We start from the raw sequence: 13311 nt of genomic DNA on the forward strand, positions 1-13311 counted from the left end.
GCGGTTTTTTTATGTCCATTTAAGGGGGCGAAGCGAAAAGGCGAATGTATGTTCGAAAAAATGCTTGTCAACCTGCCGGAAAAAAGGTATCATAAAATTATAAATAAAGAAGGATGTGAGTTTCTTGTCGGATCGTCGCGCTGCACTAGAAATGGCTTTGCGTCAAATTGAGAAACAATTTGGTAAAGGCTCCATCATGAAATTGGGAGAATCCACACACATGCAAGTTGAGACCGTGCCTAGCGGTTCGCTTGCTCTAGATATTGCTTTGGGAATAGGCGGATTACCGCGTGGACGGGTTATCGAAATATATGGACCAGAATCTTCTGGTAAAACGACAGTAGCGCTTCACGCGATTGCTGAGGTTCAAAAAATTGGCGGACAAGCTGCCTTTATCGATGCCGAGCACGCGCTTGACCCGCTTTATGCAAGTAAGCTTGGTGTAAATATTGATGAACTATTGCTTTCGCAGCCTGATACAGGCGAACAAGCTTTGGAAATTGCCGAAGCTCTTGTAAGAAGCGGCGCGGTAGATATTATCGTTATTGACTCCGTTGCGGCACTCGTACCGAAAGCTGAAATCGAAGGCGACATGGGTGATTCTCACGTAGGTCTTCAAGCTCGTCTGATGTCTCAGGCTTTGAGAAAACTATCGGGAGCAATTAGCAAATCGAAAACAATTGCGATCTTTATTAACCAATTGCGTGAGAAAGTCGGCGTTATGTTCGGTAACCCCGAGACAACACCAGGCGGACGCGCATTGAAATTCTACTCGAGCGTACGTCTTGACGTTCGTCGTATTGAGACGCTGAAGCAAGGCAATGACATGATAGGTAACCGTACTCGTATTAAGGTTGTTAAGAACAAGGTTGCTCCACCGTTTAAGCAAGCTGAGGTGGACATCATGTACGGCGAAGGTATTTCCAGAGAAGGTACGCTTGTTGATATCGGTGTTGAGATGGATATCGTTCAGAAGAGCGGAGCATGGTTCTCTTACAATGGCGAGCGTCTGGGCCAAGGTCGTGAGAATGCGAAGCAATATTTGAAAGATCACAAGGATGTTGCCGAAGTTATTGAAAAGCAAATTCGCGATGCGAGCAACTTGTCTGCAGCAGCAACTCAGGCTAATTTCAAACCTGATGAAGACGATGAAGAGTTCGAAGATCTAGAATAAATTGTCCGGCAATTATACGTGTTGATGCTTCGCCGTCCTGTTAGGGACGGCGAAGCTGTGTTTAGAGAGGATGTACCGTATGACCCAAAGCCATTCAAGAACCGAAGAAGAATGGATGATATTATCCGTTAAGCAAGACAAAAAAGAACGGAAGTTATACCATCTCTTTGCCGAGTCAGAGAAAGCTATTCTGTCTGTGCATGAAGATATATTGATTCGTTATCGATTGACCAAGGGACAAGTTGTAACCGAAGCTCAGGCCGATGAAATACGAATGGAAGATGAGCGTTATCGGGGATATATAATGGCTATCGCATATTTGGGAGCTAGACCGCGAACGAGAAAGCAGATTGAGCAATATTTGAATCGCAAGTTTTTTGAAGCTGACAATATTCAGTATGCCCTTGACCGTTTAGAAAGAGAGCATATTGTGGATGATGAACAATATGCACGCCAATTTGCGACCAGCCGGCTTAAGAATCGCTTAAAGGGTCGACGGTTCATTCAGCAAGAGCTGCAGCAGCGAGGCGTGTCGAAAGAAGCCGCAGCAGAAGCAATCGGTTCACTGGACCAGAAAGTGGAATTAGCATCTGCTAAGAAGGCTGCGGAGAAGAAATGGCGATCTTTAAAAGGCGAACCATTTGAGAAAAAACGTAAGCTTATGGGGTATTTAATGCGCAGCGGCTTTCCGGGAGATATCGTGAAAGATGTGATAAAGTCGATCGATCTGGATGGGGAAGAAGACTCATTCGAGGAAGATGATGGGCTTTTGCTTGACAATTGATTTTACGAAAAGATAAAATGAGGTTGTATTCCTTCATTATTGAATCAATTTTCCTTCCAAAAGTTGATTCAATACGATTATTTTCGTCAAATTAGTAAATGTTTAAACGGTTTGAAGCCGGTTGAAAACCTAATATCATCCCAAGCAGTGCCTTGGTGTATGCAACAAGGAGGTGAACAAGATGCCTAATGAGATCATTTGGATCTTGATCTGTCTCTTTGTTGGCGCAATATTCTTTGGGATTGGTTATTTTATTCGAAAGTCGATTGCCGAGGCCAAAATTTCAAGTGCTGAGCAAGCTGCTATTGTAATCGTAGAAAATGCGAAAAAAGAAGCGGAAGCTCAGAAGAAAGAAACTGTGCTAGAGGCAAAAGATGAAGTCCACAAACTTCGTTCCGAAGCCGAGAGAGACATTCGTGAACGTCGCAACGAGGCTCAACGTCAGGAAAGACGTTTGCTCCAAAAAGAGGAGTCGCTGGATAAAAAGTTAGAAGCGCTAGAACGCAAAGAAGAAACTGTAGCCAACAAAGAAAAACGGATCGAAGAAACGCAAGAGCAGATCGACTCCATTTACAAGCAACAGTTAAGTGAATTGGAACGTATATCGAGTCTGACAACGGAAGATGCGAAATCGATCATTTTATCCAATGTTGAACAGGAAGTACGACATGAGACAGCACAGATGATTAAAGAGATCGAGCAGCAAGCGAAAGAAGAGGCCGATAAGAAAGCCCGTGATATTATATCACTAGCTATTCAGCGCTGTGCGGCAGATCATGTGGCAGAGACGACGGTTTCCGTCGTAACCTTGCCTAATGAAGAAATGAAAGGCCGTATTATTGGGCGTGAAGGCCGTAATATCCGTGCTTTGGAAACATTGACTGGTATCGATCTTATTATCGACGATACACCGGAAGCGGTCATTTTATCTGGTTTCGACCCGATAAGACGCGAAATTGCCCGCACTTCTTTGGAAAAGCTTGTGGCTGACGGTCGTATCCATCCTGCCCGCATTGAAGAAATGGTTGAAAAATCTCGTAAAGAAGTGGATGAGCGTATCCGTGAATACGGTGAGCAAGCTACTTTCGAGGTTGGCGTTCATAGCTTGCATCCGGATTTAATCAAGATTTTAGGTCGATTGAAATATCGGACAAGTTATGGTCAAAACGTGCTGAAGCACTCAATGGAGGTCGCTTACTTGACTGGATTGATGGCAGCAGAGCTTGGTCAAGATGTTACGCTCGCAAGGCGTGCAGGCTTGCTGCATGATATCGGCAAAGCGCTTGACCACGAAGTTGAAGGATCACACGTTGAGATCGGCGTTGAGCTCGCTAAGAAATACAAGGAGCATCCTGTCGTTATTAACAGTATTGCCTCCCATCACGGTGATACGGAAGCCACTTCCGTTATCGCGATGCTTGTAGGAGCAGCAGATGCATTGTCCGCTGCACGCCCTGGAGCTCGTCGTGAAACGCTTGAAACGTATATCAAACGTCTGGAGAAGCTAGAAGACATTTCCGAATCGTTTGAAGGCGTTGAAAAATCGTACGCGATCCAAGCTGGCCGCGAAGTGCGCGTCATGGTGCAGCCAGAGAAAATCGATGATACAGAAGCATTCCGACTCGCTCGTGATATTACGAAAAAAATCGAGAGCGAACTTGATTATCCGGGACATATTAAAGTTACGGTTATTCGTGAGACACGCGCGGTTGAATATGCAAAGTAAGTAAACAAAAAAATATAAGCTTTTCAGAAAAGTGGCTGCTAGTTAGCCACTTTTCTGTTTGCAGGCGTACAAAAAAGGAAGTGTAAAGAATGAACGTATTATTTATCGGCGATATCGTAGGCAATGTAGGAAGAAGCGCGTTAAAGCGAGTACTGCCAGCACTTAAAAGTAAATATAACCCTCATATTATTATTGCGAATGGCGAGAACGCCGCTGCTGGGCGTGGGATTACAGCAACCATTGCTAAGGAATTTTTCGAATGGGGAATCCATGGCATAACGATGGGCAACCATACGTGGGATAATAAAGATATTTTTGAATGGATCGACGACGAGCCGCGCTTGGTTCGCCCAGCAAATTATGCAGAAGGCGCTCCTGGACAAGGCATGGCTTTTATTAAGGCTGGCGGAAAGCAGCTTGCTATTATTAACTTGCAAGGCCGCACCTTTTTACCGCCAATCGATTGTCCATTCCGCAAAGCGGACGAATTGATCGAAGAGGCAAAAGAGCAAACGAACAATATCCTCGTTGATTTTCATGCGGAAGCAACCTCGGAGAAAATCGCGATGGGATGGCATCTCGATGGCAGAGCTTCTATTGTGCTTGGCACGCATACGCATGTACAAACGAATGATGATACGATCCTGCCTGGGGGCACGGCTTACATAACAGATGTTGGCATGGTTGGCCCTAAAGAAGGAGTACTTGGCATGGAGCGAAACGCCGTTTTGCATAAATTTATTACGCAGCTGCCGGTTCGTTTTGTAGTGGATGAAGGAAAGTGGCATTTGCATGCAATCTCTGTTCAAATCGATGATGCGACGGGTCAGGCACGGAAAATCGAGAAAATTCGTCTTACGGAAGATGAATGGCTTCTGATGTAATACTATGATTCTAGTGAAAGTTCTGACAATTCAGAACAGTTTGTTAATATGCGGAATAAAAGCAGGAATTTTTTAAACTCCCTCGAATACTATTTAAAAGTGGAATCCATCCAACAGTCCAAGGGGAGGTTCTTTTTATGGATGTATTAAAAGTTTCAGCAAAGTCCAATCCAAATTCCGTTGCAGGTGCGCTAGCTGGCGTTCTTCGTGAACGTGGTGGTGCGGAGCTGCAAGCCATTGGTGCTGGTGCGTTAAATCAAGCGATCAAAGCAGTTGCGATTGCTCGTGGATTTGTCGCTCCCAGCGGGGTGGATTTAATTTGTATACCGGCTTTTACTGACATTGTTATCGATGGGGAGGATCGAACAGCAATCAAATTGATTGTTGAACCTCGGTAGCAAGTCCAAGCGGCGTTAAGCTGTAAGCCAATTGGATTAAAAAACAATCGTTCGCCTGTTTACGTCGTAGACAGGTTTTTTTGCTGCAAATTATAAACGGTGAGGTGCGTCTATGAAAGTGGTAGATTTCCATTGCGATGTGCTATGCAAACTGTTGATTGATGAAAATTTATATTTTCAAGGCAATAAGCCCGGCAAATTAGATGTTACATACGAGCGTTTAAAGGCTGCAGGAACGATCTTGCAAACTTTTGCAATCTATATTCCACAATCAATGAATGGTCGACTAGAGCCGATTTTGGAGAGTGTAGATCGTTTTCACCAAATGGTGTTAAGCTGCGAGGACATGGTGTGGGTAAGGACAACCCATGACTTGGATTCTTGTATTAAGGATGGAAAAATCGGAGCATTACTGTCGCTTGAAGGTGTTGATGGTCTTCAAGGCCAAATGTCGCTGCTTCGCATCATGCATCAATTAGGCATACGTGCAGCTGGAATGACATGGAATCACGCGAATTGGGCTGCGGACGGAGCGATGGAGCAGCGCGGCGGGGGCTTGACCGCAAAAGGGAAATTGCTAGTAGAAGAATGCAATAATTTGGATATACTAATAGATGTATCACATTTATCTGAGCGTGCGTTCTGGGATGTTGCTGAGCTTTCCAAGAGACCGATCCTAGCTTCTCATTCAAATGCAAGAGCAATCTGTGATCATCCACGTAATTTGAGGGATGCCCAAATTGAAAAAATAATTGAGATGCAAGGAGTAGTCGGGGTTACTTTTGTGCCTTGGTTTGTATCCAGCGCGGAAGTCGTTGTCATTGATGATTTATTGCGTCATATTGAGCATATTTGTGAGCTAGGCGGAGCATCGCATATAATGCTCGGCTCTGATTTTGACGGAATTGATAGTTATATGAAACAATTAACGCATCCTGGAGAACTCTTTAATCTTCAAGAGACACTTCTCAAACGTTATTCTGAGCAGCAAACCGAACAGTTTATGTCCGGTAATGCACTTCGTTTTCTTCGGGAAAATCTCCCTTTTAACTAAAATGAATTCGATCTATTTGCGGTATGGGATTGATCGAAACAAACTATGCTTATATTAAGCGTTTACATCTTGATTTTTATAGATATGCGCTTTAAACTTGTTGTGACTGTTATGAATTATACTATATAATTACTTGATGAAATAGAATATTGCACGTTTTAGACAAAGAGGAGTTGGGCATTTTGATTAGTCAATTGTCTTGGAAGATCGGGGGACAACAAGGTGAAGGCGTCGAAAGCACAGACCGGATTTTTTCCACGGCGCTAAACCGTTTAGGCTATTATTTATATGGATATCGTCATTTCTCCTCGCGGATCAAAGGCGGACATACGAATAACAAAATTCGTATAAGCACGAAGCCGATTCGTGCTATTTCGGATGATTTGGATATTTTGGTTGCTTTTGACCAAGAAAGCATTGATTTGAATGCGAAGGAATTGCGTCTAGGCGGCGTTATCGTTGCAGATGCAAAGTTTAACCCAACGATACCTGAAGGCATAGATGCTAGACTGTTTGCAGTTCCGATTACGAAGATGGCTGAGGAGCTAGGCACTTCATTAATGAAAAACATGGTTGCCTCAGGCGCTTCTTGGGCGCTTCTTGGTCTTCCGCTTGAAGTATTCAATAAAGCGGTTGAAGAAGAGTTTGGACGCAAAGGCGCAGCTGTTGTAGAGAAAAATATCGAAGCAGTAAAAAGCGGGGCTGAGTTTGTGCTGGAGCAAGCGGGCGGACCGCTTGACGAATTTAAGCTAGATGAGGCTGACGGGCAGCAGAAGCTGTTCATGATCGGCAATGAAGCAATCGGTCTAGGTTCTTTGGCAGCTGGTTGCCGTTTGATGGCGGCTTACCCGATCACACCAGCTTCCGAGATTATGGAATATTTAATTAAAAAGCTTCCGAAATTCGGCGGAACAGTCGTGCAAACGGAGGATGAAATTGCAGCGGTAACGATGGCGATTGGTGCAAACTATGCTGGCGTTCGCACAATGACCGCTTCTGCGGGTCCTGGGCTGTCCCTAATGATGGAGGCTATTGGACTTGCAGGCATGACAGAAACACCGCTGGTCATCGTTAATACGCAGCGTGGCGGTCCTTCAACGGGTCTACCTACGAAGCAAGAGCAATCGGACTTGAACGCAATGGTTTATGGTACACATGGAGAGATTCCAAAAATCGTCATTGCCCCTGCTTCGATTGAAGACTGCTTCTACGATACGATTGAATCGTTCAATTTGGCTGAGGAATATCAAGTACCGGTCATTCTGATGACAGATTTGCAGCTGTCGCTTGGCAAACAATCTTGTGATCAGCTTGATTACAGCAAAATTGAAATCAAGCGCGGCAAACTAGTCGAGAATGTGCCTGCACTTGAAGGCCACGACTTGTTTAAACGCTATGAGCTAACAGAAGACGGCATTTCCCCACGTGTATTGCCAGGCGAGAAGGGCGGTCTGCATCATGTGACAGGCGTAGAGCATGATGAAACTGGACGTCCATCGGAGAATGCAATGAACCGTCAGCACATGATGGATAAGCGGTTGAATAAGCTGAATGATATGTACATTCGTGATGCTATTCGTGTTGACGCGCCTCATGAAACGCCTGATTTGCTTATAATCGGTATGGGTTCTACTGGCGGCACGATTGATGAAGCTAGAAGCTTGCTTACTCTAGATGGCGTGAAAACGAACCATATCACGATTCGTCAAATTCATCCGTTCCCAACTAAACCTCTGCTTCCTTACTTGCAAAATGCGAAAAAAGTAATTGTCATCGAAAATAATGCAACCGGACAGCTGGCAGGACAAATTAAAATGCATGCTGGTTTTGCAGAAAAAATCGATAGCTTGCTTAAATACGACGGTAACCCATTTTTACCTTCCGACGTTCACAAAGCATGTAAGGAGTTGAGTTTAGATGGCAACGTTCAAAGAGTTTAGAAATAATGTAAAACCTAACTGGTGCCCGGGCTGCGGAGACTTTTCTATTCAAGCGGCGATTCAACGTGCAGCAGCTAACGTAGGTCTAGAACCTGAGAACCTAGCAGTTATATCAGGTATTGGATGTTCAGGCCGGATCTCTGGCTACATTAACGCATATGGATTCCATGGCATTCACGGCCGCGTGCTGCCTATCGCACAAGGTGTAAAGCTGGCTAATCGCGAGCTTACCGTAATCGCTTCAGGCGGAGACGGAGACGGCTTCGCTATCGGTATGGGGCACACGGTTCACGCGATCCGTCGCAACCTGAATGTGACTTATATCGTAATGGATAACCAAATTTATGGCTTAACCAAAGGTCAAACATCACCGCGCAGCGCGGAAGGCTTCAAAACAAAATCGACGCCGGAAGGCTCGATTGAGTCGACGCTGTCACCGCTTGAGATTGCATTGTCTGCGGGTGCGACATTTATTGCTCAATCATTCTCGAGTGATTTGAAGCAGCTGACGAAATTAATCGAAGAGGGAATCAACCACGAAGGTTTCTCCTTGATTAATGTATTCAGCCCATGTGTTACCTTCAACAAAATCAATACGTACGACTGGTTTAAGGAAAATATCGTGAACTTGGAGCAATTCCCTGATTACGATCCAACAAACCGCGTGCAGGCGATGAACAAGATTATGGAAACAAACGGCATGCTTACAGGACTTATCTATCAGAATAAAACGCGAAAAGCCTATGAAGATTTGATTACAGGCTTCAAGCCCGAGGCTCTAGCTAAGCAAAATATCAAAATCACCCCAGAAGAATTCGATAAGCTTGTTGCCGAATTTAAATAAGTGGTATGATAAGCATGCGGCCAAAAGGCCGTATGCTTTTTCTTTCAACTCTGTGGAAAACAACAAAATTAAATCAGGAGAGTGACAACATGATACATAGAGGAGTACCAATCGGAGTATCTGCAAGACATATTCATTTATCACAGGAGCATGTTGAAATATTGTTTGGGGCAGGTTATGCATTAACTGAAATGAAGCCATTGTCTCAGCCAGGACAATACGCTGCGAATGAAACGGTAGCAGTTGTTGGTCCAAAAGGAACATTTGGAAAAGTAAGAATTCTCGGACCTGCACGGAAAGAGACGCAGCTCGAGGTATCGCGTACGGACGCATTTGCGTTAGGCGTTAACCCGCCAGTTCGGGAATCCGGTAATACAAAAGGCTCTGCAGGCATTAAGCTTCAAGGACCTGCTGGAGAGGTTACAATCGAAGAGGGCGTCATTGTAGCGGCTCGTCATATTCATTTCCACACAAGCGATGCTGAGCGGTTTGGTATTGCGGACAAGCAGTCGCTGCGGGTTCGTTTCGCCGGCGAGCGCGGTGTCGTATTCGAAAATGTTGTTGCACGTGTATCTGATCAATTCGCACTTGATATGCACATCGATACAGATGAAGCAAATGCAGCAGGCGTGAAAAACGGAGATATGGCTGAAATCATAGATTAGTCAATAAAAAAAACAGCTTCCCTGTCGTCATAGACGATGAGGAAGCTGTTTTTTTTGTTTGTAAAAATGGAATTAATGTCCCATCATCATGGATACTTCAGGTTTATTCTCAGCATTGGTGCCATCCTCTTGCTTCGGTCTGCGAAGCAGGAAGGCAGTGAGGGCGCCAACGATTGAAATGGAAGCCAAGATGAAGAACGTATCTCCGTAAGAGGAGTACACTACATTTGGTCCTGGGTTAGTTACGCTGTAATGCTCTACTCTGCTAGCGAGAATCGTCGACAAGCCGGCGATTGCAAAGGAAGTCATAACCTGCTGCGCAGCTGCTGTCAGCGAGGTTACGCGACTAACGAGCTCCTTAGGAGCGGATTGCATAATATGTGTGTTAAGCGGCATCATCGACAAGCCCATACCTGCACCGAGAAGAGCAATCGGAATCATAAGAGTGAGAAGAGTCGTGTCCGCTGAAAGCTGGCTAAGGATGAAGCCTGCAATCGTAACAATGGATAAACCGGCAATGACGATTGGACGAGCTCCGAAACGGTCAAACAGCTTGCCGCCGATCGGCATGAAGATACCTGCTGCTAAAGCTTGTGGAAGCAAAATAAGTCCAGTATCAAATGCGGAGTAACCTTTGGCGATTTGCAAGAAAATCGGAATCAAGAATAATGTTCCGAATAATGCGATTTGAACAATCCACTGCAAAATAATGCCGCGTGTGAAATTGCTTGATTTAAAGACGCGAAGCTCAAGCAACGGTTCCTTGCGCTTCAGTTCTATGATGATGAAGAGGATAAGCGAAATACCGCCTACTATCATTCCGATCAAAGCTTCAGGCGAAGTCCAGCCGCTGCCTGCGCCGCCTTCACCGCCGCCAGCAGAGCTTACGCCATAAGCAAGACTGGCAAAAGCAAGTGGGGCAAAAATCATACCTAAAAAGTCTAGGGAAGGAACATGTTTGCGTTCAATTTTTGGCAAGGTGCGAAGCCCTACGATAACGGCAATGACACCAATCGGAAGATTGATAATAAATATCCAATGCCAAGATACATAGTCAACGAGCCAGCCTGCTACTACAGGGCCAAGAGCGGGAGCTAACAGCATTGGAATACCGATCATACCCATAACTGCTCCTTGTTTGCCAGGAGGGCTGAGTCTAAAGGTAAAGGCCATTGCGATTGGAGCAACCATACCGCCGCCAAGACCTTGAATGATACGGAATACGATAAGCTGTTCAGCGGTTGTTGCTAATGCACAAAGGCCGGAACCAATCGTAAACATAATGATTGAGAACAAAAAGACTTGTTTGGCGCCAAAACGATCTGACATCCATCCCGCAAGCGGAATAACAGCAGCTTGTGCAAGTGCATAACCCGTAATGGTCCACTGAACAAGTGACATCGAGCTTTTGAAGTCGGCCATTAAACCTGGCATAGCGACATTCATTGCGGTGCCGTCCAAAATAACCATGAACATACCGACGATAATGGCAATCAGCGGTGCAATAATATTGCGCATGGACATCGGATCACCAGCAGGTGAAGCTTTTTTTGAAGCTGAAGCCATTTTATTTCCTCCTATCCAAATATGAGGGTCTATCCAACTATTGTTGACCTCTGTGTACCAGCAGGCTACAATGAAAGGTGACCGCTTCTATGAGCGGACAATTGTCCGCATTACTGAATAATAAAGACGAATGGGGCAATTGTCAATCGTAAGATTTGTAAACGCGGAAAAAGGAGATAGGAACGATGACTGCACCAGAAAACAGCAGAACGAAACAAGCGCTCAGCAAAGCGATTTTGCGTACGGCTAATCACTTGTTTACGGAGCATGGGGTAGAATCGGTCAGTATGCATCAAATCGCCAAATCAGTCGGTATTGGACAAGGCACCTTGTACCGGAGGTATTCAAACAAAGGTGATTTGTGTATGGATATGATGAAAGAGAATTTTGAAATTTTCATCAATGAGATCGACGCGTATTTGACAGAAGGGGCTATGCTGTCCGTACATGAGCGATTGAGCGGAGTTATGCGCAAAATTATAGCGTTTATCGATAAGGAATCGAAATGGCTTGGCGTGATGCAATCTTTTAATAAAATTGAACTTGAACATCCTAAAGGTGATTTTTTCCAGTCACCGCCTTATCTTTATTTGCATACTGTTCTGCGCAGCTTGTTTGAGGAAGCAATGGAGAAAGAGCAAATTAAGCCTATTGATCCTTGTTATGCTGCTCATTCCTTTATATCCATTCAATCCCCGCATACGTTTAGGCAATTGCGGTACGTGATGGGCTACACTTGTGAAGAAATACAGGACCGGTTTTGCAAGACATTTATTGATCCTTTATTTCGTTAATTGATTAGTAATGTAAAAGAGAGGACAGCGTATATATGCTGTCCTCTCTTTTATTTGTCTTGAAATTATAGCTGATGCGCAGTCAGCACTGGAGAAATAATGAATAGTGTATCTTCGTTGTTGGTCGGCCTAACTAAGATCGGTTTATTTTTTCCTGTAAATCGCAACATCACTAGTGTGCTGTCAATCGCTTGCAAAATATCTCTCATATATTTTCCATTGAAAAAAACAACAAGCGGCTCACCAAAAATAGGGCTAATGGCAAACTTTTCGGAGACATCGCCTATCTCAGCTGCTGTAGCAAATAATTCGACTTCACAAGATGAAATGCGCATCCCGATGGCATGTGTATCACTAACGAGCAAGCTGACGCGTTGGACGGCCCGAAGAAAAGGTGCAGTGTTCATCGTTATTTCGGTTGAAAAGGTTTGTGGCACCAATCTTTCAATTATAGGAAATGTGCCTTGAATAAGCAGCGATTGCATACTGAAATTTAATGTGTTGAAGGAAATGACCTGGTCTGAAATTGAAATTTGTGTTTTGCTAGATCCATCTGACAGCATTTTGGAATAATCGGACAAATGTTTTGCTGGAATAACAAACGGAACTGAATCTAAGCTGTTTTCACTTAGATTTGAGGTGCTTGTAGCAAGCCGAACGCCATCGGTAGCAGAAAGCCTTAGCTTTCCATTAATGGTTTGACAAGAAATGCCTGTCAATATCGGTTTCGCTTCAGAAGTGGAAGCTGCAAACGAAACTTGCTTCACAATCTTTTTAAATTCTATATTATTGATTTGAAATTTAGCTGTATTCTCCAAGCTGCGCATATCTGGAAATTGTGAAACATCCATTGTAGCCAGACTGTATGTAGAATGATCTGATTCAATATGTATGAAATTATGTTTTAACACTGCGAGTTTCACTTTGCTTTCAGTTGAAAAACTGCGGACAATATCGAGCAAAAGACGAGCGGGGATAACTGTACTTCCTTCTTTATCAATTTTAAGCTGGTCACAATGACTAGGGATAACATATTGAAGAGCCATTGAAGCATTGCAGGCTGTGAGAGAAAGACCGCGAGCTCCGGCTTGCATTTTAATCCCTGTAAGAATAGGGGAAACTGCTTTTAATGCCAAACCAGCAGCAATATGCAGAAGTCCAATATGCAACGATTGCTGTCTCACTTCAACAAACATGGTTGTCACCCGTCTTTACAATAATTTGTCGTGTGTATTTAATGATGACTCTATTATTCCGCGAATTACTTCAGATCTGGAGAGACCAGATGTTTTGCAACGATTTTCAAGCTCGCTCCAGACCTCATTGGTGAGCGTTAAAGATATCTTTTTAGTCTCCCCAAATCCCTTTCTTCCGGCACCAGTACGAGGTCCTCCACGGGAAAACATGATGGAAACCTGTCCTTCTTCGTCGGGCACAGCAATTTTTATTTTTTTTCCTGCCATAAAACTACTCCTTTTTCGT

At 44.2% G+C, this 13311-nt stretch carries 13 protein-coding genes; 10 read left to right on the plus strand and 3 right to left on the minus strand.

Annotated elements, in window-relative coordinates:
- Window positions 1-124 precede the first annotated feature (124 nt).
- The 9 genes from recA to pduL all read left to right on the plus strand — a co-directional run bounded on the left by recA (window position 125) and on the right by pduL (window position 9469).
- A complete protein-coding gene (recA, locus tag AC0VYE_RS15940; protein ID WP_054028920.1) occupies window positions 125-1174 on the plus strand; it encodes a recombinase RecA in 1050 nt (349 codons plus the stop codon).
- Between the two features lie 79 nt (window positions 1175-1253).
- Entirely contained in the window at window positions 1254-1958 is a 705-nt protein-coding gene (locus AC0VYE_RS15945; RefSeq protein WP_475449078.1) for a regulatory protein RecX, read from the plus strand.
- A gap of 181 nt (window positions 1959-2139) precedes the next feature.
- On the plus strand, window positions 2140-3684 hold the full coding sequence (rny, locus tag AC0VYE_RS15950; protein ID WP_076269209.1) for a ribonuclease Y: 1545 nt from the start codon (window positions 2140-2142) through the stop codon (window positions 3682-3684).
- Between the two features lie 89 nt (window positions 3685-3773).
- The gene (locus tag AC0VYE_RS15955; RefSeq protein ID WP_339208984.1) at window positions 3774-4568 is read left to right on the plus strand and encodes a TIGR00282 family metallophosphoesterase; all 795 of its coding nucleotides are present in this window, start codon (window positions 3774-3776) and stop codon (window positions 4566-4568) included.
- A 137-nt stretch (window positions 4569-4705) separates the two neighbouring features.
- Complete coding sequence (locus AC0VYE_RS15960; RefSeq protein ID WP_006036664.1) at window positions 4706-4966, plus strand: stage V sporulation protein S; 261 nt, start codon at window positions 4706-4708, stop codon at window positions 4964-4966.
- 112 nt (window positions 4967-5078) lie between these two features.
- Complete coding sequence (locus AC0VYE_RS15965) at window positions 5079-6020, plus strand: dipeptidase (protein ID WP_475449081.1); 942 nt, start codon at window positions 5079-5081, stop codon at window positions 6018-6020.
- A gap of 182 nt (window positions 6021-6202) precedes the next feature.
- Window positions 6203-7960 (plus strand): 2-oxoacid:acceptor oxidoreductase subunit alpha, encoded by a 1758-nt coding sequence (locus AC0VYE_RS15970; RefSeq protein WP_475449082.1) that lies wholly within the window; start codon window positions 6203-6205, stop codon window positions 7958-7960.
- On the plus strand, window positions 7938-8804 hold the full coding sequence (locus AC0VYE_RS15975) for a 2-oxoacid:ferredoxin oxidoreductase subunit beta (RefSeq protein ID WP_076269213.1): 867 nt from the start codon (window positions 7938-7940) through the stop codon (window positions 8802-8804). Before AC0VYE_RS15970 ends, AC0VYE_RS15975 begins: the two co-directional genes overlap by 23 nt.
- Before the next feature lie 89 nt (window positions 8805-8893).
- Window positions 8894-9469: a phosphate propanoyltransferase gene (gene pduL / locus AC0VYE_RS15980; protein ID WP_372239009.1), complete on the plus strand. Its 576-nt coding sequence runs from the start codon at window positions 8894-8896 to the stop codon at window positions 9467-9469.
- A 72-nt stretch (window positions 9470-9541) separates the two neighbouring features.
- On the opposite strand, the gene AC0VYE_RS15985 is transcribed toward pduL, so the two are convergent.
- The gene (locus AC0VYE_RS15985) at window positions 9542-11035 is read right to left on the minus strand and encodes an MDR family MFS transporter (RefSeq protein ID WP_475449085.1); all 1494 of its coding nucleotides are present in this window, start codon (window positions 11033-11035) and stop codon (window positions 9542-9544) included.
- A 185-nt stretch (window positions 11036-11220) separates the two neighbouring features.
- Here AC0VYE_RS15985 and AC0VYE_RS15990 point away from each other — a divergent pair, with 185 nt between their 5' ends.
- Entirely contained in the window at window positions 11221-11829 is a 609-nt protein-coding gene (locus AC0VYE_RS15990; RefSeq protein ID WP_441911369.1) for a TetR/AcrR family transcriptional regulator, read from the plus strand.
- 65 nt (window positions 11830-11894) lie between these two features.
- Here AC0VYE_RS15990 and dnaN read toward each other — a convergent pair whose 3' ends face one another.
- On the minus strand, window positions 11895-13025 hold the full coding sequence (gene dnaN, locus AC0VYE_RS15995) for a DNA polymerase III subunit beta (protein WP_475449087.1): 1131 nt from the start codon (window positions 13023-13025) through the stop codon (window positions 11895-11897).
- A 15-nt stretch (window positions 13026-13040) separates the two neighbouring features.
- Complete coding sequence (locus AC0VYE_RS16000) at window positions 13041-13292, minus strand: ribbon-helix-helix domain-containing protein (RefSeq protein ID WP_475449089.1); 252 nt, start codon at window positions 13290-13292, stop codon at window positions 13041-13043.
- Window positions 13293-13311: the final 19 nt, after the last annotated feature.

The sequence above is a fragment of the Pristimantibacillus sp. Z349TD_6 genome (assembly GCF_056173205.1).

Excerpts from the sequence above, each read along its gene's own strand:
- AC0VYE_RS15945 (WP_475449078.1), top strand. The coding sequence starts at position 1,254 with ATGACCCAAAGCCATTCAAGAACCGAAGAAGAATGGATGATATTATCC.
- rny (WP_076269209.1), top strand. The coding sequence starts at position 2,140 with ATGCCTAATGAGATCATTTGGATCTTGATCTGTCTCTTTGTTGGCGCA.
- AC0VYE_RS15955 (WP_339208984.1), top strand. The coding sequence starts at position 3,774 with ATGAACGTATTATTTATCGGCGATATCGTAGGCAATGTAGGAAGAAGC.
- AC0VYE_RS15960 (WP_006036664.1), top strand. The coding sequence starts at position 4,706 with ATGGATGTATTAAAAGTTTCAGCAAAGTCCAATCCAAATTCCGTTGCA.
- AC0VYE_RS15965 (WP_475449081.1), top strand. The coding sequence starts at position 5,079 with ATGAAAGTGGTAGATTTCCATTGCGATGTGCTATGCAAACTGTTGATT.
- AC0VYE_RS15975 (WP_076269213.1), top strand. The coding sequence starts at position 7,938 with ATGGCAACGTTCAAAGAGTTTAGAAATAATGTAAAACCTAACTGGTGC.
- pduL (WP_372239009.1), top strand. The coding sequence starts at position 8,894 with ATGATACATAGAGGAGTACCAATCGGAGTATCTGCAAGACATATTCAT.
- AC0VYE_RS15985 (WP_475449085.1), bottom strand. The coding sequence starts at position 11,035 with ATGGCTTCAGCTTCAAAAAAAGCTTCACCTGCTGGTGATCCGATGTCC.
- AC0VYE_RS15990 (WP_441911369.1), top strand. The coding sequence starts at position 11,221 with ATGACTGCACCAGAAAACAGCAGAACGAAACAAGCGCTCAGCAAAGCG.
- dnaN (WP_475449087.1), bottom strand. The coding sequence starts at position 13,025 with ATGTTTGTTGAAGTGAGACAGCAATCGTTGCATATTGGACTTCTGCAT.
- AC0VYE_RS16000 (WP_475449089.1), bottom strand. The coding sequence starts at position 13,292 with ATGGCAGGAAAAAAAATAAAAATTGCTGTGCCCGACGAAGAAGGACAG.